Annotated in this window: 17 protein-coding genes; 10 read left to right on the top strand and 7 right to left on the bottom strand. The window is 67.4% G+C overall.

Annotated elements, in window-relative coordinates:
* Positions 1-62: 62 nt before the first annotated feature.
* Genes FHS02_RS18605 through FHS02_RS18585 form a run of 5 tightly spaced genes read left to right on the top strand, consistent with a single transcriptional unit; the run spans position 63 to position 6,028 of the window.
* Positions 63-641: an NAD(P)H-dependent oxidoreductase subunit E gene (locus tag FHS02_RS18605; RefSeq protein WP_137315837.1), complete on the top strand. Its 579-nt coding sequence runs from the start codon at positions 63-65 to the stop codon at positions 639-641.
* On the top strand, positions 638-2,188 hold the full coding sequence (locus FHS02_RS18600; protein ID WP_137315836.1) for a formate dehydrogenase beta subunit: 1,551 nt from the start codon (positions 638-640) through the stop codon (positions 2,186-2,188). The genes FHS02_RS18605 and FHS02_RS18600 overlap by 4 nt, the downstream gene beginning before the upstream one ends.
* 10 nt (positions 2,189-2,198) lie before the next feature.
* Positions 2,199-5,084: a formate dehydrogenase subunit alpha gene (gene fdhF, locus FHS02_RS18595; RefSeq protein WP_137315835.1), complete on the top strand. Its 2,886-nt coding sequence runs from the start codon at positions 2,199-2,201 to the stop codon at positions 5,082-5,084.
* Positions 5,081-5,362 carry a formate dehydrogenase subunit delta gene (locus FHS02_RS18590; protein ID WP_130186423.1) on the top strand — a complete coding sequence of 94 codons (282 nt, stop codon included), beginning with the start codon at positions 5,081-5,083 and terminating at the stop codon, positions 5,360-5,362. The genes fdhF and FHS02_RS18590 overlap by 4 nt, the downstream gene beginning before the upstream one ends.
* 21 nt (positions 5,363-5,383) lie before the next feature.
* Positions 5,384-6,028, top strand: coding sequence for a DUF6928 family protein (locus FHS02_RS18585; RefSeq protein ID WP_137315834.1), 645 nt, complete (start codon positions 5,384-5,386; stop codon positions 6,026-6,028).
* A 42-nt stretch (positions 6,029-6,070) separates the two neighbouring features.
* Here the strand turns inward: FHS02_RS18585 and FHS02_RS18580 are convergent, their stop codons facing one another.
* Positions 6,071-6,949: a LysR substrate-binding domain-containing protein gene (locus tag FHS02_RS18580; RefSeq protein WP_137315833.1), complete on the bottom strand. Its 879-nt coding sequence runs from the start codon at positions 6,947-6,949 to the stop codon at positions 6,071-6,073.
* Positions 6,950-7,044: 95 nt separating this feature from the next.
* Here FHS02_RS18580 and FHS02_RS18575 point away from each other — a divergent pair, with 95 nt between their 5' ends.
* Positions 7,045-8,292 (top strand): MFS transporter, encoded by a 1,248-nt coding sequence (locus FHS02_RS18575; protein WP_137315832.1) that lies wholly within the window; start codon positions 7,045-7,047, stop codon positions 8,290-8,292.
* Between the two features lie 6 nt (positions 8,293-8,298).
* On the opposite strand, the gene FHS02_RS18570 is transcribed toward FHS02_RS18575, so the two are convergent.
* A complete protein-coding gene (locus tag FHS02_RS18570) occupies positions 8,299-8,868 on the bottom strand; it encodes a TetR/AcrR family transcriptional regulator (protein ID WP_137315831.1) in 570 nt (189 codons plus the stop codon).
* Between the two features lie 87 nt (positions 8,869-8,955).
* Here FHS02_RS18570 and FHS02_RS18565 point away from each other — a divergent pair, with 87 nt between their 5' ends.
* From FHS02_RS18565 to FHS02_RS18555, 3 genes are all read left to right on the top strand, one after another.
* The gene (locus tag FHS02_RS18565) at positions 8,956-10,395 is read left to right on the top strand and encodes an amidase (protein WP_137315830.1); all 1,440 of its coding nucleotides are present in this window, start codon (positions 8,956-8,958) and stop codon (positions 10,393-10,395) included.
* Between the two features lie 148 nt (positions 10,396-10,543).
* Positions 10,544-11,077, top strand: a complete 534-nt coding sequence (locus FHS02_RS18560; RefSeq protein WP_137315829.1) for a DsbA family protein — start codon at positions 10,544-10,546, stop codon at positions 11,075-11,077.
* Between the two features lie 129 nt (positions 11,078-11,206).
* On the top strand, positions 11,207-12,856 hold the full coding sequence (locus FHS02_RS18555; protein ID WP_137315828.1) for a DUF4394 domain-containing protein: 1,650 nt from the start codon (positions 11,207-11,209) through the stop codon (positions 12,854-12,856).
* Between the two features lie 15 nt (positions 12,857-12,871).
* Here FHS02_RS18555 and FHS02_RS18550 read toward each other — a convergent pair whose 3' ends face one another.
* Positions 12,872-13,576: an anti-sigma factor gene (locus tag FHS02_RS18550; protein WP_137315827.1), complete on the bottom strand. Its 705-nt coding sequence runs from the start codon at positions 13,574-13,576 to the stop codon at positions 12,872-12,874.
* A complete protein-coding gene (locus FHS02_RS18545) occupies positions 13,573-14,130 on the bottom strand; it encodes a sigma-70 family RNA polymerase sigma factor (protein WP_137315826.1) in 558 nt (185 codons plus the stop codon). Before FHS02_RS18545 ends, FHS02_RS18550 begins: the two co-directional genes overlap by 4 nt.
* A 156-nt stretch (positions 14,131-14,286) precedes the next feature.
* On the opposite strand from FHS02_RS18545, the gene FHS02_RS18540 reads away from it, so the two are divergent.
* The gene (locus FHS02_RS18540; RefSeq protein ID WP_137315825.1) at positions 14,287-15,066 is read left to right on the top strand and encodes a metallophosphoesterase; all 780 of its coding nucleotides are present in this window, start codon (positions 14,287-14,289) and stop codon (positions 15,064-15,066) included.
* Positions 15,067-15,131: 65 nt separating this feature from the next.
* On the opposite strand, the gene FHS02_RS18535 is transcribed toward FHS02_RS18540, so the two are convergent.
* From FHS02_RS18535 to FHS02_RS18525, 3 genes are all read right to left on the bottom strand, one after another.
* The gene (locus tag FHS02_RS18535) at positions 15,132-15,911 is read right to left on the bottom strand and encodes an enoyl-CoA hydratase (RefSeq protein ID WP_137315824.1); all 780 of its coding nucleotides are present in this window, start codon (positions 15,909-15,911) and stop codon (positions 15,132-15,134) included.
* A gap of 78 nt (positions 15,912-15,989) precedes the next feature.
* Complete coding sequence (locus tag FHS02_RS18530; protein ID WP_137315823.1) at positions 15,990-17,186, bottom strand: acetyl-CoA C-acyltransferase; 1,197 nt, start codon at positions 17,184-17,186, stop codon at positions 15,990-15,992.
* A gap of 25 nt (positions 17,187-17,211) precedes the next feature.
* Positions 17,212-19,602 carry a 3-hydroxyacyl-CoA dehydrogenase/enoyl-CoA hydratase family protein gene (locus FHS02_RS18525; RefSeq protein WP_137315822.1) on the bottom strand — a complete coding sequence of 797 codons (2,391 nt, stop codon included), beginning with the start codon at positions 19,600-19,602 and terminating at the stop codon, positions 17,212-17,214.
* Position 19,603: the final 1 nt, after the last annotated feature.

Genomic DNA, 19,603 nt, shown 5'->3' with positions numbered 1-19,603 from the left:
CACGATAAAACACAAGCCGAATATGCAAACCAGAGCATAAGCGGCCGACACCAGGAGACGCCATGCCCGCAGTCGCCAACCCCGCAGTAGCTATCCCTTCTGCTCAAGCCCCCCACGCCGCCGTCGATGGCATCCTCGCCGACCTGTTCGCCCGCCTCGGCAACCGGCAAGACCAGTTGCTGCCGGTGCTGCACGGCCTGCAGGACAGCGCCGGCTACATTCCGCCGGACCGCGTGCCCGACATCGCCGCGCACTTCAACCTGTCGCGCGCCGAAGTGCATGGCGTGATCACGTTCTACCACTACTTCCGCACCGAACCGCCGCCCCGCTGCGTGGTGCAGATATGCCGCGCCGAAGCCTGCCAGAGCATGGACGGCGACGCCCTGCTGGCGCATGCGGAGCGCGCGCTGGGCTGTGGCCTGCACGGCCGCAGCGCCGACGGCGCCTTCGGGCTGGAACCGGTGTACTGCCTGGGCCAGTGCGCCACCGCGCCGGCGCTGACGATCAATGAGGCCGTGTTCGCCCGGGTAACCCCGGCGCGCTTCGACGCGCTGATGACCGATGTATTGAAGACCGATGTATTGAAGACCGATGTATTAAGGACCGATACTCTGTCCGCGCCATCCCGGGAGGCCGTATGAGCACGCGCATCTACGTGCCTTGCGATTCGGCCGCGCTGGCGGTAGGCGCGGACGACGTGGCGGCCGCCATCGCGGCCGAAGCGGCGCAGCGCGGGCTCGACATCAGGGTGGTGCGCAACGGCACCCGCGGCCTGCTGTGGCTTGAAACGCTGGTGGAGGTGGAAACGCCGCAAGGCCGTACCGGCTTCGGTCCTGTCGATGCGGCGGACGTACCCGGCCTGTTCGATGCCGGCTGGGCACCCGGCCACCCGCTCGCACTCGGTCTGGTCGAGGAAATTCCCTACCTGGCGCGCCAGCAGCGGCTGACGTTCGCCCGCATCGGCATCACCGAGCCGCGCTCGCTGGCCGACTACCTTGCCCATGGCGGCTATCGCGGCCTGCGCAATGCCCTCGCGCTGGCGCCGGCCGAGATCGTGGCCGCCGTGACCGCCTCCGGGCTGCGCGGCCGCGGCGGGGCGGCCTTCCCCACCGGGATCAAGTGGAACACGGTACTGAAGGCGCCGGGCACCGAAAAATACATCGTCTGCAATGCCGACGAAGGCGATTCCGGCACCTTCGCCGACCGCATCGTCATGGAAAGCGATCCGTTCGTGCTGGTCGAAGGCATGACCATCGCCGGCGTCGCCGTCGGCGCCACGCGCGGCTACATCTACGTGCGCAGCGAATACCCGCACGCGATCGCGCGGCTGGAGGGCGCCATCGCCGTCGCCCGCCATCACGGCTACCTGGGCGCGGACGTGCTGGGCTCCGGCCGCGCGTTCGAGCTGGAAGTGCGCAAGGGCGCCGGCGCCTACATCTGCGGCGAGGAAACCGCGCTGCTGGAAAGCGTGGAAGGCAAGCGCGGCATCGTGCGCGCCAAGCCGCCCCTGCCGGCGCTGGCCGGCCTGTTCGGCAAGCCCACCGTCATCAACAACGTACTGTCGCTGGCCACGGTGCCGATCATCCTCGACAAGGGCGCCGCCTACTACCAGGACTACGGCATGGGCCGCTCGCGCGGCACGCTTCCCGTGCAGCTGGCCGGCAACATCAAGCATGGTGGCCTCATCGAGCTGGCCTTCGGCGTCACGCTGCGCGAGATCCTGTACGGCTACGGCGGCGGCAGTGCGTCGGGCCGGCCCATCAAGGCGGTGCAGGTGGGCGGCCCGCTGGGCGCCTACCTGCCCGAATCGCAATGGGATACGCCGCTCGACTACGAAGCGTTCGCCTCGCTGTGGGCGGTGCTGGGGCACGGCGGCATCGTGGTGCATGACGACCGTGCCGACATGGCCAGGCTGGCGCGCTACGCGATGGAATTCTGCGCCATCGAATCGTGCGGCAAGTGCACGCCCTGCCGCATCGGCTCCACGCGCGGCGTGGAAGTGATCGACAAGATCCGCGCCAGCACGCAGCCGGTCCAGCAAATTCACCTGTTGCGCGACCTGTGCGACACGATGCTGAACGGCTCGCTGTGCGCGATGGGCGGCATGACGCCCTACCCGGTGCTGTCGGCACTGAACCACTTCCCGCAAGACTTCGGCCAGCCGGATACGTCCCGGCATGCCGCCTGAGGAGAACACGATGATCGAAACCATCCTGACCCGCGACCTCGGCACGCCGCCGCCCGCCGTAATCACCGACTACGTCACGCTGCAGATCGATGGCCAGCGCGTGACCGTCGCGGCGGGCACCTCGGTGATGCGCGCCGCGGCACTGGGCAACATCAACATTCCCAAGCTGTGCGCCACCGACAGCCTGGAACCGTTCGGCTCGTGCCGGCTGTGCCTCGTCGAGATCGATGGCCGCCGCGGCTATCCGGCATCGTGCACCACGCCGGTCGAGGAAGGCATGGTGGTGCGCACGCAGTCGGCGAAATTGCAGCAGCTGCGCAAGGGCGTGATGGAGCTGTACATCTCCGACCACCCGCTCGACTGCCTCACCTGCCCCGCCAACGGCGCCTGCGAGCTGCAGGACATGGCCGGCGTGACGGGCCTGCGCGAGGTGCGCTACGGCTACGACGGCGACAACCACCTCTCATTGAAAAAGGATGAATCGAACCCCTACTTCACGTTCGACTCGTCGAAGTGCATCGTGTGCAACCGCTGCGTGCGGGCGTGCGAGGAAACCCAGGGCACGTTCGCGCTGACGATCTCCGGCCGCGGCTTCGACTCGCGCGTTTCAGCGGGCCAGAACGAACCGTTCATGGAGTCGGAATGCGTATCGTGCGGTGCCTGCGTGGAAGCCTGCCCGACGGCGACGCTGACGGAGAAATCGGTGATCTGGCTGGGCCAGGCCGAGCACAGCATCACCACCACTTGCGCCTATTGCGGCGTGGGTTGCTCGCTGAACGCGGAGATGAAGGGCAACGAGGTGGTGCGGATGGTGCCGGCGAAGGACGGCAAGGCCAACGAGGGCCATGCTTGCGTGAAGGGCCGCTTCGCGTGGGGCTATGCCACGCACAAGGACCGCATCACCAAGCCGATGATCCGCGCGAAGATCACCGATCCGTGGCGCGAGGTATCGTGGGACGAAGCGCTGGATTACGCGGCATCGGAATTCCGCCGCATCCAGGCGAAACATGGCCGCGATGCGATCGGCGGCATCGTGTCGTCGCGTTGCACCAACGAGGAAGGCTACCTGGTGCAGAAGCTGGTGCGTGCGGCCTTCGGCAACAACAACGTGGACACTTGCGCAAGGGTGTGCCACTCGCCGACCGGCTACGGCCTGAAACAGACGCTGGGCGAATCGGCCGGCACGCAGAGCTTCAAGTCGATCGAGCATACCGACGTGGTGCTGGTGATCGGCGCCAATCCCACCGACGGCCACCCGGTGTTCGGCTCGCGGATGAAGAAGCGGCTGCGCCAGGGCGCCCGCCTGATCGTCGCCGACCCGCGCCGCATCGACCTGATCAAGTCGCCGCACGTGCGCGCCGACCACCACCTGCAACTGCGGCCCGGTACCAACGTGGCGCTGCTGTCGTCGCTGGCGCACGTGATCGTCGCCGAAGGCCTGCTGGCGGAAGAGTTCATCGCCGAACGCTGCGAGGACCGCGCGTTCCTGCAGTGGCGCGACTTCGTGGCGCAGCCGGCCAATTCGCCGGAGGAAATGGAAAGCGTGACCGGCGTGCCGGCGGCGCAGGTACGCGAAGCGGCACGGCTGTATGCCACCGGCGGCAATGCGGCGATCTACTACGGCCTCGGCGTGACGGAGCATGCGCAGGGTTCGACGGCCGTGATGGCGATCGCCAACCTGGCCATGGCAACCGGGAACGTGGGGCGCGAAGGCGTGGGCGTGAATCCGCTGCGCGGCCAGAACAATGTGCAGGGCTCGTGCGACATCGGCTCCTTCCCGCACGAGCTGCCCGGCTACCGGCACGTATCCGACAGTACCGTGCGCGGCATGTTCGAGCAGGCCTGGGGCGTACCGCTGCAGGACGAACCCGGCCTGCGCATTCCGAACATGTTCGATGCGGCGCTCGACGGCAGTTTCCTGGGCCTGTATTGCCAGGGCGAGGATATCGTGCAGTCCGATCCGAACACGCAGCACGTGACCGCGGCGCTGTCGGCGATGGAGTGCATCGTGGTGCAGGACATCTTCCTGAACGAGACGGCCAAGTACGCGCACGTGCTGCTGCCCGGCTCGTCGTTCCTGGAAAAGGACGGCACGTTCACCAATGCCGAGCGGCGCATCTCGCGCGTGCGCAAGGTGATGCCGCCGCGCGCCGGTCTGGCCGACTGGGAAGCAACGATGGCGCTGTCGAACCGGCTGGGCTACCCGATGAATTACGGCCATCCGTCGGAAATCATGGACGAGATCGCGCGGCTGACGCCCACCTTCACGGGTGTCAGCTACCGCCGGCTCGATGAACTGGGCAGCATCCAGTGGCCCTGCAACGATGCGGCCCCGGAAGGCACGCCGACGATGCACGTCGACACCTTCGTGCGCGGCAAGGGCCGCTTCATCATCACCCAGTACGTGGCCACCAGCGAGAAGGTCACGCGGCGCTATCCGCTGATCCTGACGACGGGCCGCATCCTGTCGCAATACAACGTGGGCGCGCAGACGCGGCGCACGGAGAACGTGCGCTGGCACGACGAGGACCGGCTCGAGATCCACCCGCACGACGCACAGGAGCGCGGCATCAGGAACGACGACTGGGTGGGCATCCAGAGCCGCGCCGGCGAGACCGTGCTGCGCGCGCTGGTGACGGAGCGCATGCAGCCGGGCGTGGTCTACACCACGTTCCACTTCCCGGAATCGGGTGCCAACGTGATCACCACGGAGAATTCCGACTGGGCCACCAACTGCCCCGAGTACAAGGTAACGGCCGTGCAGGTGATGCCGGTGCAGCAGCCGTCGGAATGGCAGCGCGAGTACCAGCGCTTCAACACGGCGCAACTGGGACTGGCCGATGCCAGCCTGGCCGCCGACGGGGCAGGCAATGCGCTGCTGGAGGTGCGCGGATGAACATCGACAACCTGGTCACGATGGCCAACCAGATCGGCAGCTTCTATGCCTCTTTTCCCGACCGCGAGGAAGCGCAGACGGGCATCGCCCAGCACATCCAGCGCTACTGGGCGCCGCGCATGCGCAGCCGGCTCTACCTGCACATGGATACGGCGCGCGGCGAAGGCCTCGATGCCATCGTGCTGGGCGCCCTCGCGGCGCACCGCGCCGGGCATGACGCGCCGGCCGTGAACACGTCGGTACCCGAGGACGCGGATACCGGCGGCGACGCGGGATGAATCCCCGGGATGAATCCGGAGATGATGAGGGAAGCTGGCGCGATGCGCTGGGAACTGTCGATCGTGTGCGCGACGGACCGGCCCGGCACCTTCGGGGCTCCCGCCGGCAACGACGTGGACCGGGCAGCCGGCATCGTGCGCGAACTCGCCGCGGATGGTTACCGGCATGCCGGCGAGGTCTCGCTGTGGCATGCGCTGCATCCCGGCGATGACGCCATGTTCGTCGGCGCCTATCCCGGCGGCGTGCTGGTCTGCCATGCGGACCTGGCGGGGGCGCTCATCCATGGCAACGCGTGGTCGCGCGTCAACGGCAGCCTGCGCGGCGGTTTCCGCGAGACGCTGCTGGCGCTGTACCCGGCCGGTGAAGTGATGGCGATGGCGCTGCACTGCGTGGCGCAACTGTGGGGCTTCAGCACTTACCGGGAAAGCCGGCGCATCCGCACGGTTGCCGGCTCCGGCGAGGATGGCCTGTTTGCCGACCATGGCGCGCCGCTGGCCGAGGAAATCCCGGTGCTGGCGCATGTCACGCCTGCCCTGCTGGAACGGCCGGCGGCAGGGGAAGCGCTGGTGCTTGCCGCTTCCGCCCGCATGTTCGGCGACAGCATCGACCGGCTGGCCGGCACCGGGCCCACGCTGAGCCATTTCCGGCGGCACTCGGCAGCCTGACGCGGCACGCCGTGGCCGAGGGGGAGTCACGCACGATAAGCCTTACTGCGTGGCCGCTTCCAGCAGCCAGTCCCTCAGCGCCACGGCGGCCGGACGCAACGGCGCCTGCCGATGGTGCACGACGTAATATCCCTTCGGCAGCGGCAGCGTGTGGGCAAACGGTTCGCACAGCAAGCCGTCGCGCATTTCCGCCTCGGTCAGGGCGGCGCTGCTCAGTGCCGCTCCCTGCCCGTGCCGCGCCGCTTCGATGGCGAGGATGCCCTGGTCGAAGTGCTGGCCGGGAATCGCGTCGATCTCGCGCGCCGTCAGCGGCGAGAAGCGCAGCAGCCATTCCTTCCAGTGCGGGTGGAACGTGGTGTGCAGCAGCGTGGCGCGCGCCAGGTCCGCCGGCGTTTTCAGGCGCATCTTGCGGACATAGGCCGGCGCGCAATACAGGTGGACTTCGTCGCGCCACAGCAGGTCCGCATGCAGGGCCGGATCCTTGCCGTCGAAATGGCGGATCGCCAGGTCGGCGCGGTCGCGTTCCAGGTCGACCATCGCGGTGGTGGCGGAAAGATGCAGCGAGATGCCCGGATGCCGCGCCAGGAATGCCGCCATCCGCGGCGCGAACCACTTGGCCGCCAGCGTCGGCGGAATCGACAGCCAGACCTCGTTGCTCTGCTTCAGGCGCAACTGGTCGCTGGCATGCTGGATGCGCGCCAGCGCCGGCGCGACGGCGCTCCAGTAGTTGAGCGCCTCGGCGGTGGGCTGCACCTGCCGCGTCGACCGGACGAACAGCGATACGCCGAGCCACTGTTCCAGCTTCTGAATCTGCTGCCCCACCGCGCCGGGCGTCACGTGCAGCTCCGCCGCCGCCAGCGCGAAGCTGCTGTGCTTCATCGCCGCATCGAATGCCAGCAGGGCCTTGACCGGAACCGTCATGGTAGAAATTTTCTATAGTAAGGCGGAAATCTTATCATTTGTCCCGGCCTTGCCCGCTGCCGATAATGGGTGCTCCCTACGACACTGGAAATCCCATGCTGACCTCGATCCGGACAACTTCCCCGCCTGCCGCCCGGCGCGCCACCGGCCACTGGACGTTCGTGCTGGTGGCGGCCGCGATCCTGATGGTGACGATGGGTACGCGCGGCTCGCTCGGGCTGTTTCTTTCTCCGCTGAACACGCATACGGGACTGGGCATTGCCACGATCAGCTTCGCGATGGCGATCGCCCAGCTGGTATGGGGCGTGGTACAGCCGGTGTTCGGCGCCGCCGCCGACCGCTGGGGCCCGGGCCGCGTCATCGTGCTGGGCGCCGTGATGCTGGCTGCGGGCTCCGCACTGACCACGCAGGTCACCAGCGAGTGGGGCCTGATCGTTGCGATCGGCATCCTCAGCGCCGCCGGCGCGGGCGCGGGCAGCTTCTCGATCCTGATCGGCGCCACGGCCAAGCACATTCCGGCCGAGCGCCGCTCGTTCGCCGGCGGCGTGATCAATGCGGGCGGCAGCATGGGCCAGTTTGTCTTCGCACCGCTGAACCAGGCCGTGATGTCGGCGTTCGGCTGGATGCACGCGATGTGGATGATGGCGGCGATCGCCCTGACCACCGCGCCGATGGCATGGTGGCTGCGCGGCCAGCCGCGGCCTCAGCCCACGGCCGGGGCGGAACCCGCCGGCATCACGCTGCGCGAACAACTGAAGATCGCGCTGCGCGACCGGAGCTACTGGTGCCTGCACGCGGGATTCTTCACCTGCGGCTTCCACATCGCCTTCCTCGTCACGCACATGCCGGGCGAAGTGAGCCTGTGCGGGCTGGACGCGAACGTGGCATCGGCATCGCTGGCCATCATCGGCCTGGCCAACGTGGCGGGCAGCCTGGTCGCCGGCGCCTTGGGCAACCGGGTGCGGATGAAGATGATCCTGTCGTGGATGTATGCGTCGCGCGCCGTCGCCATACTGCTGTATCTCGCCGCACCGAAAGTGCCGCTGACGTTCTACGTGTTCGCTGCGGTGCTGGGCGCGACGTGGCTGGCGACCGTGCCGCCGACCGCGGGGCTGACCGCGAAACTGTTCGGCACGCGCTACCTCGCCACGCTGTTCGGGCTCACGCTGTTCAGCCACCAGGTCGGCGGCTTCTTCGGCGCCTGGCTGGGCGGCGTGGCCGTGACGGTCACGGGCGACTACAGCTGGATGTGGTGGGCCGATGCCGCGCTGGCGGTGGCGGCGGCGCTGGTGAACCTGCCGATCAGGGAGGAGCGGCCGGTGCCGCGTGCGGTGCCGGCCTGACGCGCATCAGCCGACGATCTCCGCGGCGATCTCCAGCAGGCGCTTGCGCAGGTCCGGTGCCGAGCCGTTCTGCGCCACCGCCTGCGCGCCCTCCAGCACCAGCGTGAGGTGAAGCGCGGTCCGGCCCGGATGCGGATGGCCCGCCGCGCGGCACAGCTTCGTCAGGCGCGCCAGCTGGCGCGCCTTGTGCTCTTCGATCAGCTTGCGTGCCGGATGCGCGGCATCGGGCAGCTCGGCGACCGTGTTGATGAACGTGCAGCCCCGATGCGTCGCGCTCGCGACGTCGTCGGCGATGAACTCGGCAAAACCGGCGAGCTGGCGCCGCGGGTCGTCCGGCCAGCGCCCGGCAAGCCGGTCCAGCACCGCCGTGTACTGCTCCACCTGGTTGCGGACCCACTCGGTGATCAGCTCATCCTTCGAGCCGAACTGCCGGTACAGGCCCATCTTCGTGGTCTGCGCGGCGCGGGCGATGGCGTCGACGCCCACGCCGCGAATCCCCTCCGCATGGAACAGCTCCGCCGCCGCCCGGAACACCCGGTCGCGCAGCGGCGGTTTTCCGCCCTCTTCCTCGCTCATGCAAACTCCTTGACACCTGATACTGATCGGTATCATTATAGCGCGACTGAAATGATACCGATCGGTATCACACTGAAAGGAGCCGCTGTGAAAGTATCCGAATACGTGCTGTACGATGGGCTGGGCCTGGCCGGGCTGGTGAAGCGCGGAGAAGTCACGCCCGGCGAACTGCAAGCCGCGGCGCTGCAGGCCATTGCCGCCGTCAACCCGCGGTTGAATGCCGTTGTCGAACATTGGCCCGAGGCCCCTACTGGCCATGCGAACGGTCCCTTGGCCGGCGTGCCGTTCCTGATCAAGGACGTGGCCATCGCCATGGCGGGCAAGCGCCTGGAGCTGGGCAGCCGCATTGCGGCCGGCCATGTCGCCGCCGAAGACTCGAACCTGATGCGGCACTTCCGGCGCGCCGGCCTGGTGACGATCGGCCGCACCGCATCGCCCGAGATGGCGTTCAGCACCACCACGGAATCGCTGCTCCATGGGGCCACACGCAATCCCTGGCACCTCGGCCATAGCGCCGGCGGCTCCAGCGGCGGCAGTGCGGCGGCCGTCGCGGCGGGCATCGTTCCCATCGCGCACGCCACCGATGCCGCCGGCTCGATCCGCGTCCCCGCGGCATCGACGGGGCTGTTCGGCCTGAAGCCGACGCGCGGCCGCGTATCGAACGGCCCGGGGATGGACGAAGTATTCAATGGCTTCGGCGTGCAGCTGGGTGTCAGCCGGACCGTGCGCGACAGCGCCGCCCTGCTCGACGCGATCAACCTGCCCGATGCCGGCGAGCCCTATTTCACGCCGCCGCCCGGCGACGGCTTCCTGGCCGACGTCACGCGCGCGCCCGGCAGACTGCGCATCGGCGTCATGGCGGCGGCGTGGAGCGGCCAGCGGCCGGCGCCCGAAACGCTGGCGTGCCTGGAGCAGGCGGCCCGCCTGTGCCGGGAACTGGGCCACGAGGTGGACGAGGCATCGCTGGACATCGGCGTCTCGTGGGAAAGCTTCGTCCATGCGAACGCGCAGATCTGGTGTGCCAACCTGGTGGGCTGGATCGATGCGTTCGCCGCGGCATGCGCAAGGCCGGCGGACCTGTCGACGCTGGAACCGTCCACGCTGGCCTGCTACGAGTATGGCAAGCGTGCCCCGGCCACCGCGTTTGTCGGCGCCCTGGAGACGCGCAACCGCGTCAGCCGCGCGGTAGCGGCGTATTTCGAAGGCCGTCACGTGCTGATGACACCCGCCTTGCCGGATGTGGCGCAGGCCATCGGCAACTATGCGGCCGGCACCGCGCAGCATGATGGACTCGCGTGGACGGGGCACGTCTTCCGCCATTCGCCCTACACCCCTGTGTTCAATGTGGCGGGAACCCCGGCGATGTCGGTACCCATTGGCCACGACGCCGCCGGCCTGCCGATCGGGATACAGTTCGCCGCCGGCTGGGGCAATGACGGTTTGTTGTTCAGGCTTGCCGGACAGCTGGAAGAGGCAGCACCCTGGAATCAGCGCATTCCGCCGGTCTGGGCGGGAAAGCAGGAGTGAACCCGGCTGGCGCTGCGTGGCACGTCCCTGCCCGGATGGCAGGGCTCCCGGCGCACCGCAGGACGGGGAGCCGATGACCCGTGCGGGACGGGCCGGCATGCAGGCCGCGGCGGAGAATGGCTTGCATCATCCACCAACGGAGCACACCATGAACCTCGCCATCGCCGTCAGCACGCACGATCACGCACTCGGCCCTTCCAACGCAGCGGTCACGCTGGTCGAGTACGGGGACTTCCAATGTCCGTACTGCGGCGCGGCGTACGGCGAACTGAAACAGGTCCGCTCCAGCCTGGGCGACGCGCTGCGCTTTGTTTTCCGCCACATGCCGCTGACGGCGATCCATCCGATGGCGGAACTGGCCGCCGAAGCGGCCGAAGCCGCCGGCGTGCAGGGCCAGTTCTGGCCGATGCACGACGCGCTGTACGAGAACCAGCGCCAGCTCAGCCCTTCCCTGGTCAGCGCCCTGGCCACCCGCCTCGGCCTCGACATGGCGCGCTTCACGGCCGACCTGCGCAGCCGGCGCTATGCCGAGAAGGTGCGGCAGGATAGCGCCGGCGCCGAACGCAGCGGCGTGCAGGGCACACCGTCCTTCTTCATCGATGGACGGCCCTACAGCGGACCTTACGACGCGGAAACATTGACGGATGCGCTGAGGGCGATCGCGACCGCACGCGCCGCCTGAAACGGCCCCGGCGCACATCGGAAAATTATTTTTTCGGTCCGCTGCATCCGATTGGCCCGCTCGGGAGTAGTACACGCACAACATTGCCATCCCGGCAGCTGTTGAGCCTACAACTACCGAGGACCGATCATGAACCGACCCCAGTTTTCCACGCTCGCCCTGGCCATTTCCCTCGCGTTCGGCATTGCCGCGTGCGGCGGCAGCGGTAACGATGATGACCACCATGTCCCGCCGCCGGCGCCGGAAGTGCCGGCCATGACGCCGGGCGACGTCTTCGCATTAACTGCCAGCAACAAGCTGATTTCCTTCAACCGCGACACGCCCGGCACGGTGCGCACCACCGCCACCATTACCGGCTTGCAGAGCGGCGAAAACCTGCTCGGCATCGACTTCCGCCCGGCGGACGGCAAGCTGTACGGCATTGGCTCGACCGGCCGGCTGTACACGATCGACACCGCGACCGGCGCGGCGACGCTGAAATCCACGCTGATGGCCGATGCGGCCGACACCACCGCGCCGTTCAGCACGCTGGCCGGCACCGACTTCGGCGTCGACTTCAACCCGGTCGCCGACCGGCTGCGCATCGTGAGCAACACGGGCCAGAGCCTGCGCATCAATGTCGATACCGGCGCCACGACCACCGATGGCGCGATCAATGGCGGCGCGGCCACGACGCAGGTGACGGCTTCGGCCTACACCAATTCGTTCGCCGGCACCGGTACCACCACGCTGTACGCGCTCGATACCGTGACCGACATGCTGTACATCCAGAACCCGCCGAACAACGGTACGCTGGCAACGCCTGTCGCACTGGGCATCGATGCCGCGGCGGCCAACGGCTTCGACATCGATGCACGCAACAATGCGGGCTACATGGTGGCCACCGTGGCCGGCGCGCGCAACCTGTACAGCGTCAACCTGGCGGCACCGTCCGCTCCTGCCACGCTGGTAGGCGCGGTGGGCGGCTCGGAAGATATCCGGGGCATCGCGCTGCGCCCGGCACAGGCACCGATGGTGCATGGCCTGACGGACGACAACCGACTGGTCGCCTTCAAGGTCGCCACGCCGAACACGATCGACACCACCGTATCGGTCACGGGCCTGAATGGCGGCGAAACGCTGCTGGGCATCGATGTCCGGCCGAAGGATGGCATGCTGTATGGCATCACCTCCGCCGCGCGCATCGTGACGATCGATCCGGCGACCGGCGCAGCGACGCTGAAAGCCACGCTGATGGCCGATGCGGCCGACACCACCGCGCCTTACGCCGCGATAGCCGGCACCGCGTTCGCCGTGGACTTCAACCCGGTGGCGGACCGCCTGCGCGTGATCGGCAATACGGGCCAGAGCCTGCGCATCAACGTGGATACGGGCGCGACGACCACCGACGGCGCCATCAACCGCGCCAGCGGCGCGGCCACGGTCACGGCTGCCGCCTACAGCAACAGCATCGCCGGCGTGACGTCGACGATCCTGTTCGACCTGGATACCGCCACCGACGTGCTGGCGATGCAGATGCCGCCGAACGATGGCACGCTGGTGGACGTTGGAAGGCTCGGCGTGGATGTCGCCGGCGATGCGGGCATGGATATCGCGGGCGGAGCGAATGGACTGGTGCTGGCGGCGTTGCGCACTTCCGCCACGGGGCCGAGCACGCTGTACCGGATCGACGTGCTGTCGGGCGCCGCGACGCCGGTCAACGGCGCCGCAACGCCGGCCACTTCGGTGATCGGCAGCAGCTTGCCGGGCCTGCGCGACATCGCCATCTCGCTCAAGTAAGCCGCCGGGGCCGCGCTACATCACCTTGACGGCGCGGCCGATGTACAGGATCGGTCCCGTCGGGCGACCGATCGGCGAGCCCTTCTCCGGTTCCAGCGTGATCTCGAACAGCTGGTTCGGCTGCAGCGGCGGCAGTTTGTCCAGCCGCACGTCGACCGCCTTGCCCGGCGTGACGAGGCCCAGCGATACCGGGCCGTTCCAGCCGTCGGCCTTGGTCCACAGTTGCAGCGCGCGCTGCGCCGGGACCGCGGTCTTCACCAGCGGTTCGAGACGGATGGAATTCGGCCCGGTAGCGCGGATCACCCAGCCCGGCGCCGCATTCTGCGGCGTCGCCAGCACCACCATGTAGCCCGGCGCTTCCGGTGCCTGCATGCGGACACCCACCACGACCGCCATGATCGCCGCGGCCGCGAAGCCGCCGGCGGCCAGGCCGCGCCACAGCGTCAGTTTGTCCCACCAGCTGGCCTTCGGCAGCGGTGAACGCGCCGGCGCCGGCGCCGGCGCTATGCTGCGCTCGATGCGCGTCCATAGCGCGGCGGAGGGTTCGACCGGTTCGGCGAGACCCGCCAGGGGCAGCAGCCTTTGCTCCCAGTACTGCACGGCGCTGCGCAACGCGGCATCGTTCGGCAACGCCTGCTCGACTTCACGGCGCCGTTCGGCCGACAAGGTGCCGAGCACGTATTCGCCGGCGACTTCGTGGGGATCGCGGATCGGGCTCATACCATGCACTCCCGCAGCGCCGTCAGGCCGCGCTTGATCCAGGCCTTGACGGTGCCCAGCGGCGATTTCAGCCGCTCGGCGATTTCGCTGTGCGAGCAGCCGTCCACGTAGGCATACAGGATGCTGTTGCGCTTGGCCGCGTCGAGCTGCGTGAGGCAGTGCTCGAGCCGGCCCAGATCCTGGCGCAGCTCGAAGGCATCGGCGATGTGCGCCGTGCTGCCGGCATCGATGGTGTCCAGCGCTTCCTCGTCGCCGACCAGCACTTCGCGCGCCCCATCGCGCACCGCGTCCAGCGCCTGGTACCGCACGATGCTGTAGATCCAGCCGCGGCCCGCGCCGCGCGCGGCGTCGAACGTGCCCGCCTTGGTCCAGATGCTGACGAACGCATCGTGCAACACATCCTCGGCCGCCTGGCGCTCGCGCACGATGCGCAGCGCCACGCCCAGCAGGCGCGGTGCTTCCTGGTCGTACAGGCTGCGCAGCGACTGGCGGTCGCCGCGCGCGCAGCCGCGCAAGGCGGCTTCGTAGTCGAACTGATCGGGGGCGATGGGCACGGGGTTTCGTCGTCAGGTAGCTGGGCGGAAACCAATGCCCGGTGTGGGCGATTATATATGGCTGAGACGGACGAGGCGCACGCGCGATGCGCGCCTTTGGGGGCGGGCCGGCCAAGCCTGTTAAGGTAGTGTTCCCGCCACCTGCTCCTTGCCACCATGCGGCTCCTCATCCTTTCCGACCTGCACCGCGAGTTCTGGACCCGGCAGATTGCTTTCGACACGTCGGCCAGCAATCCCGATGCTGTCATTCTGGCCGGCGATATCGATACGAGCGGCGTGCGCGCCGTGCAGTGGGCGGCACGGGAATTTGCAGGCATTCCCGTCCTCTACGTGCATGGCAACCACGAGGGCTATGGCCACAACCTCGATAGCGAGCAGCAGAAGATCCAAGCCGCGAGTGCGGCGACGGACAATGTGAAATTCCTCGACTGTGGTGAGTACAGGATCGGCAACGTGCGTTTTCTTGGCGCGGCCTTGTGGACGGATTTCAAGCTGTTCGGTGACGACCGCCGCTTTTTCGCCATGACGCGCGCCGAAACCGCGATGAACGATTATCGCCGCATCCGGCTTGCCGGCAAGGGCTACAAACGCTTGCGCGCTGCCGATACCGCGCTGTTTCATGAACAGCACAAGGGTTGGCTGGCGAGCAGGCTTGCTGAACCTCACGATGGCCCGACCGTCGTGGTAACGCATATGGCGCCATCGATGAAATCAGTCCCGGAGCAATATGCGGGTGACCTGACCTCGTCGGCCTATGCATCCAATCTCGACAGCCTCGTTGCAAGCGCCGACCTTTGGGTGCACGGGCATATGCACGAATCGTTCGACTACCGGATCGGCGAATGCCGGGTCATCTGCAACCCGCATGGCTACATGACCAGGATGGGCGAGCCTGAAAACGAGTCGTTCCAGGCCAGCTTCATCGTCGAGATCTAGCGAGGATCTTTCCTGCGCATGCCCTCATGTACCCGGCTTCATGCGCGCCCCCCGATGCCGGGCACTCACGCGAACTTCGTGAAGTCCGGCTTCCGCTTCTCGAAGAACGCCGTAAACGCTTCCTTCGCCTCCGCGCCCTGCAGCATCTCGAAGAACAGCTTGCTCTCCTCGGCGATGATCGCTTCCAGCTGCGCCTTGCGCGAGGCGGTCATCAGCCGCTTGGTGGTGCGGATCGACGCGGCGGGCAGCGCCACCAGTTTGGCGGCCTGGGCGCGGGCGTGGTCGAGCACCTCGGCGGCGGGCAGCACCTTCGATACGATGCCCATGTCGTAGGCTTCCTGCGCCGTGAACGGCTCGCCCAGCATCAGCTTTTCGGCGGCGCGCGCGTGGCCCCCGGCCAGCGGCATCAGCAGCGACGAGCCGAATTCCGGGCACAGGCCCAGCTGCGTGAACGGCACGGAGAATTTCGTACCGTCCGCCGCGTAGACCAGGTCGCAGTGCATCAGCAGCGTGGTGCCGATGCCGATGGCCAGGCCGCTGACGGCGGCCACCACCGGCTTGGCGGAGCCGGACAGCGCGCGCATGAACTGGAATACCGGACGGTCGCCGAAGGCCACGCCATCGTTGGCGCGGGTGGTCTTCATGAAGTCTTCCAGGTCGTTGCCGGCCGTGAAGGCTTCCGTCTTGCCGGCGATGAGGATGGCGCGCACTTCGGTATCGTCCTGGGCGGCATCGATCGCGTCGGCCAGCGTCTGGTACATCGCGGAGGTGATCGCGTTCTTGCGTTCGATGCGGTTGAATTCCAGCGTGAGGATGCCGTTTGCCTTGCTGACTTCAATAGCCATGTCTCTTCCTTGTCTTGAATGATGAAGGGCGCCGGGATTGTGTCCGCGGCGCCCCTTTTTTCTTCTAACCTGCGTGGATTACACGCGTTCGATGATGCCCGCGGCACCCATGCCGGCACCCACGCACATCGTGACCATGCCGTACTTCAGGTTGTTGCGCCGCAGGGCGTGCACGACGGTCGCGGCGCGGATGGCACCGGTTGCGCCGAGCGGATGGCCCAGCGCGATCGCGCCGCCCATCGGATTGACCTTGCTCGTATCGAGGTTCAGGTCGCGGATCACGGCCAACGCCTGCGCGGCGAAGGCTTCGTTCAGCTCGATCCAGTCCAGCTGGTCCTGCGTGATGCCGGCGGCGGCCAGCGCCGCGGGAATCGCCACCTTCGGACCGATGCCCATGATTTCCGGCGGTACGCCGCGCACGGCGAACGACGAGAACTTGGCCAGCGGCGTCAGGTTGTGCTCGCGCAGGATCTTTTCGGAGACGACGATCAGCGCGCCGGCACCGTCGGACATCTGCGACGACGTGGCCGCCGTCACGGTGCCCTTGGCGGCGAAGACCGGCTTCAGCTTGGCCATGCCTTCGGCCGATGCATCGGCGCGCGGGCCTTCGTCGTTCTCGACCAGGCGCTTCGATACCTTGATCTCGCCGGTACGCAGGTCCGGCGTGCGGGTGATGGCTTCCACCGGCGTGATCTCGTCCTTGAAGTAGCCGGCCTGCTGGGCGGCGATGGCGCGGCGGTGCGATTCCAGGCCGAACGCATCCTGGTCTTCGCGGGATACTTTCCACTGCTTGGCCACGTTCTCGGCGGTCAGGCCCATGCCGTAGGCCAGGCCCACGTTCTCGTCCTTGAACGTCTCCATGTTGATGGAGGGGTGGTGGCCCATCATCGGCACCATCGACATCGATTCGACGCCGCCGGCGATCATCACATCGGCTTCGCCGACGCGGATGCGGTCCGCCGCCATCGCCAGCGCGGTGATGCCCGAGGCGCAGTAGCGGTTGACGGTGACGCCGCCCACGGTGTTCGGCAGGCCGGCCAGCACCACGGCGTTACGCGCCACGTTGAAGCCCTGCTCCGCTTCCGGGAACGAGCAGCCGATGATGGCGTCGATGATCAGCGCCGGGTCCAGGTTCGGCACGGCGGCCATGGCGCCGCGGATCGCGTGCACCAGCAGGTCGTCCGGGCGGGTCTTGTTGAACACGCCGCGCGGGGCCTTGCCGATCGGGGTGCGGGTCGCGGCGACGATGTATGCGTCTTGCAGTTGTTTGCTCATGTTTTTTCCTTGATGTCGGCCGCGATTAGTTACGGACCGGTTTGCCGGTCTGCAGCATGCCCATGATCCGTTCCTGCGATTTCGGGTTGTTCAGCAGTTCGAGGAAGGCCTTGCGTTCCATGTCCAGCAGCCACTGCTCGGACACCACGCTGCCCTGGTCGATGTCGCCGCCGGACACGATCTCGGCGATCATGTCGCCCAGCTTGTAGTCGTGCGCGGAGATGAAGCCGCCGTCGCGCATGTTGACCAGCTGGCCGCGGATCGTGGCCCAGCCGTAGCGGCCGGTCACCGTGATCGGGCGCTGCAGCGGTGCGCGGTAGCCGGAATCGAACATCGAGCGCGCGGTGACTTTCGCCACGTGCAGCAGCTCGTACGGGTTGAAGACGATGATGTCGTCTTCCTTCAGGTAACCCATCGCCTTCGCTTCCAGGGCGGACTTGGACACGTTCGCGGTGGCCGCGTTCATGAAGCCCGTCTTCAGGAATTGCAGGATGTCGTTGCCCTTGGCTTCCTTGGCGGCGCGTGCGGCCGCTTCCTTCAGGCCGCCACCGGCCGGGATCAGGCCCACGCCCACTTCCACCAGGCCGATGTAGGACTCGATCGATGCCACGCGGCGCGATGCATGCAGCGCCAGCTCGCAGCCGCCGCCCAGCGCGAGGCCGGCAACCGCGGCAACCACGGGCACGTTCGAATACTTCATCGCCATGAAGGTGTTCTGCAGGTCCTTGATCAGCGGGTCCAGCGCCTTGGCGCCGCCGGCCATGAAGGCCGGCAGGGCCGATTGCAGGTCGGCGCCGGCGGAGAACGCGCCGCCTTCGGCCGCGTCGGCACCCCAGATCACCAGGCCCTTGAAGTTCTTCTCGGCTTCGGCAAGGCCGCGCTTCAGGCCGTCGATGACGCCCTGGCCGATCACGTGCATCTTGGTCTTCAGCGAGATCACCAGCACGTCGTCGCCGGAGTGCCACAGGCGCACGTCGTCGTCCTCGAACACGGTGGTGCCGGCTTTCGACGGATCGGTGTCGCCCGAGCCCAGTACCGGCGCGCGGAATGCCTGGCGTTCATAGACAGCCAGGTTCGAGCGCGGCACGTAGCTGTTCGACTTGGCGGAGTACGAACCTTCAGGGGTATGCACGCCCTTGTCGGCCACTTCGAAGACCCAGGCCGGCAGCGGTGCGTCCGTCAGCGCCTTGCCTTCTTCGATATCCTGCTTCACCCACTCGGCGATCTGCTTCCAGCCGGCGGCCTGCCACGTTTCGAACGGGCCCACTTTCCAGCCGAAGCCCCAGCGCATGGCGAAGTCCACGTCGCGCGCGTTGTCGGCGATAGTGTCCAGGTGGTAGGCGATGTAGTGGAACGCGTCGCGGAAGATCGCCCACAGGAACTGGCCTTGCGGGTTGGTCGACTCGCGCAGCGCCTTGAATTTCTTGACCGGGTCCTTTTCCTTCAGGATGCGGCCGATGATGTCGGCGGCCTTGCCGCCACCCGCCACGTATTCGCCGGTGGCGAAGTCGAGGCGCTGGATGTCCTTGCCGACCTTCTTGTAGAAGCCGCCGCCGGACTTCTGGCCCAGCGCGCCCTTCTCGATCAGCTTCGCCAGGATGTCAGGCGTCTTGTATACGCTGGCGAACGGATCGTCCTTCAGGTTGTCCTGCATGGTCTTGATCACGTGGCCCATCGTGTCCAGGCCGACCACGTCCGCCGTGCGGAAGGTGCCGGACTTGGCGCGGCCCAGCTTGGCGCCGGTCAGGTCGTCGACGACGTCGACCGACAGGCCGAACTTCTCGGCCTGGTGGATCGTGGCCAGCATGCCGAAGATGCCGACGCGGTTGGCGATGAAGTTCGGCGTGTCTTTCGCACGTACCACGCCCTTGCCCAGCGCGGAGGTCAGGAAGGTTTCCAGCTGGTCCAGGATTTCCGGGCGGGTCGCTTCGGTCGGGATCAGTTCCACCAGGTGCATGTAGCGCGGCGGGTTGAAGAAGTGCACGCCGCAGAAGCGCGCCTTCAGTTCCGCGTCGAAGCCTTGCGCCAGCTGCTCGATCGGCAGGCCGGACGTGTTCGAGGCGAAGATCGCGTTGGCGCCGATGTGCGGGGCCACTTTCTTGTACAGGTCATGCTTCCAGTCCAGGCGCTCGGCGATCGCTTCGATGATCAGGTCGCAATCGGCCAGCTGGTCCAGGTTGTCCTCGTAGTTGGCGACCTGGATCAGCGACGCGTCTTCCTTGTCGCCCAGCGGGGCCGGCGACAGCTTCTTCAGGTTCTCGATGGCGCGCAGCACGATACCGTTCTTCGGCCCTTCCTTTGCCGGCAGGTCGAACAGCACGACCTGCACCTTGGCGTTCACGCAGTGGGCGGCGATCTGCGCGCCCATCACGCCGGCGCCGAGCACGGCGACTTTTTTGACAGTGAAATTGGTCATT

This window comes from Pseudoduganella umbonata, from assembly GCF_014192225.1.
GTDB lineage: Bacteria > Pseudomonadota > Gammaproteobacteria > Burkholderiales > Burkholderiaceae_D > Rugamonas > Rugamonas umbonata.
Note: the sequence above shows the minus strand (reverse complement) of the source record. Positions and strands in the feature narration are given on the sequence as shown.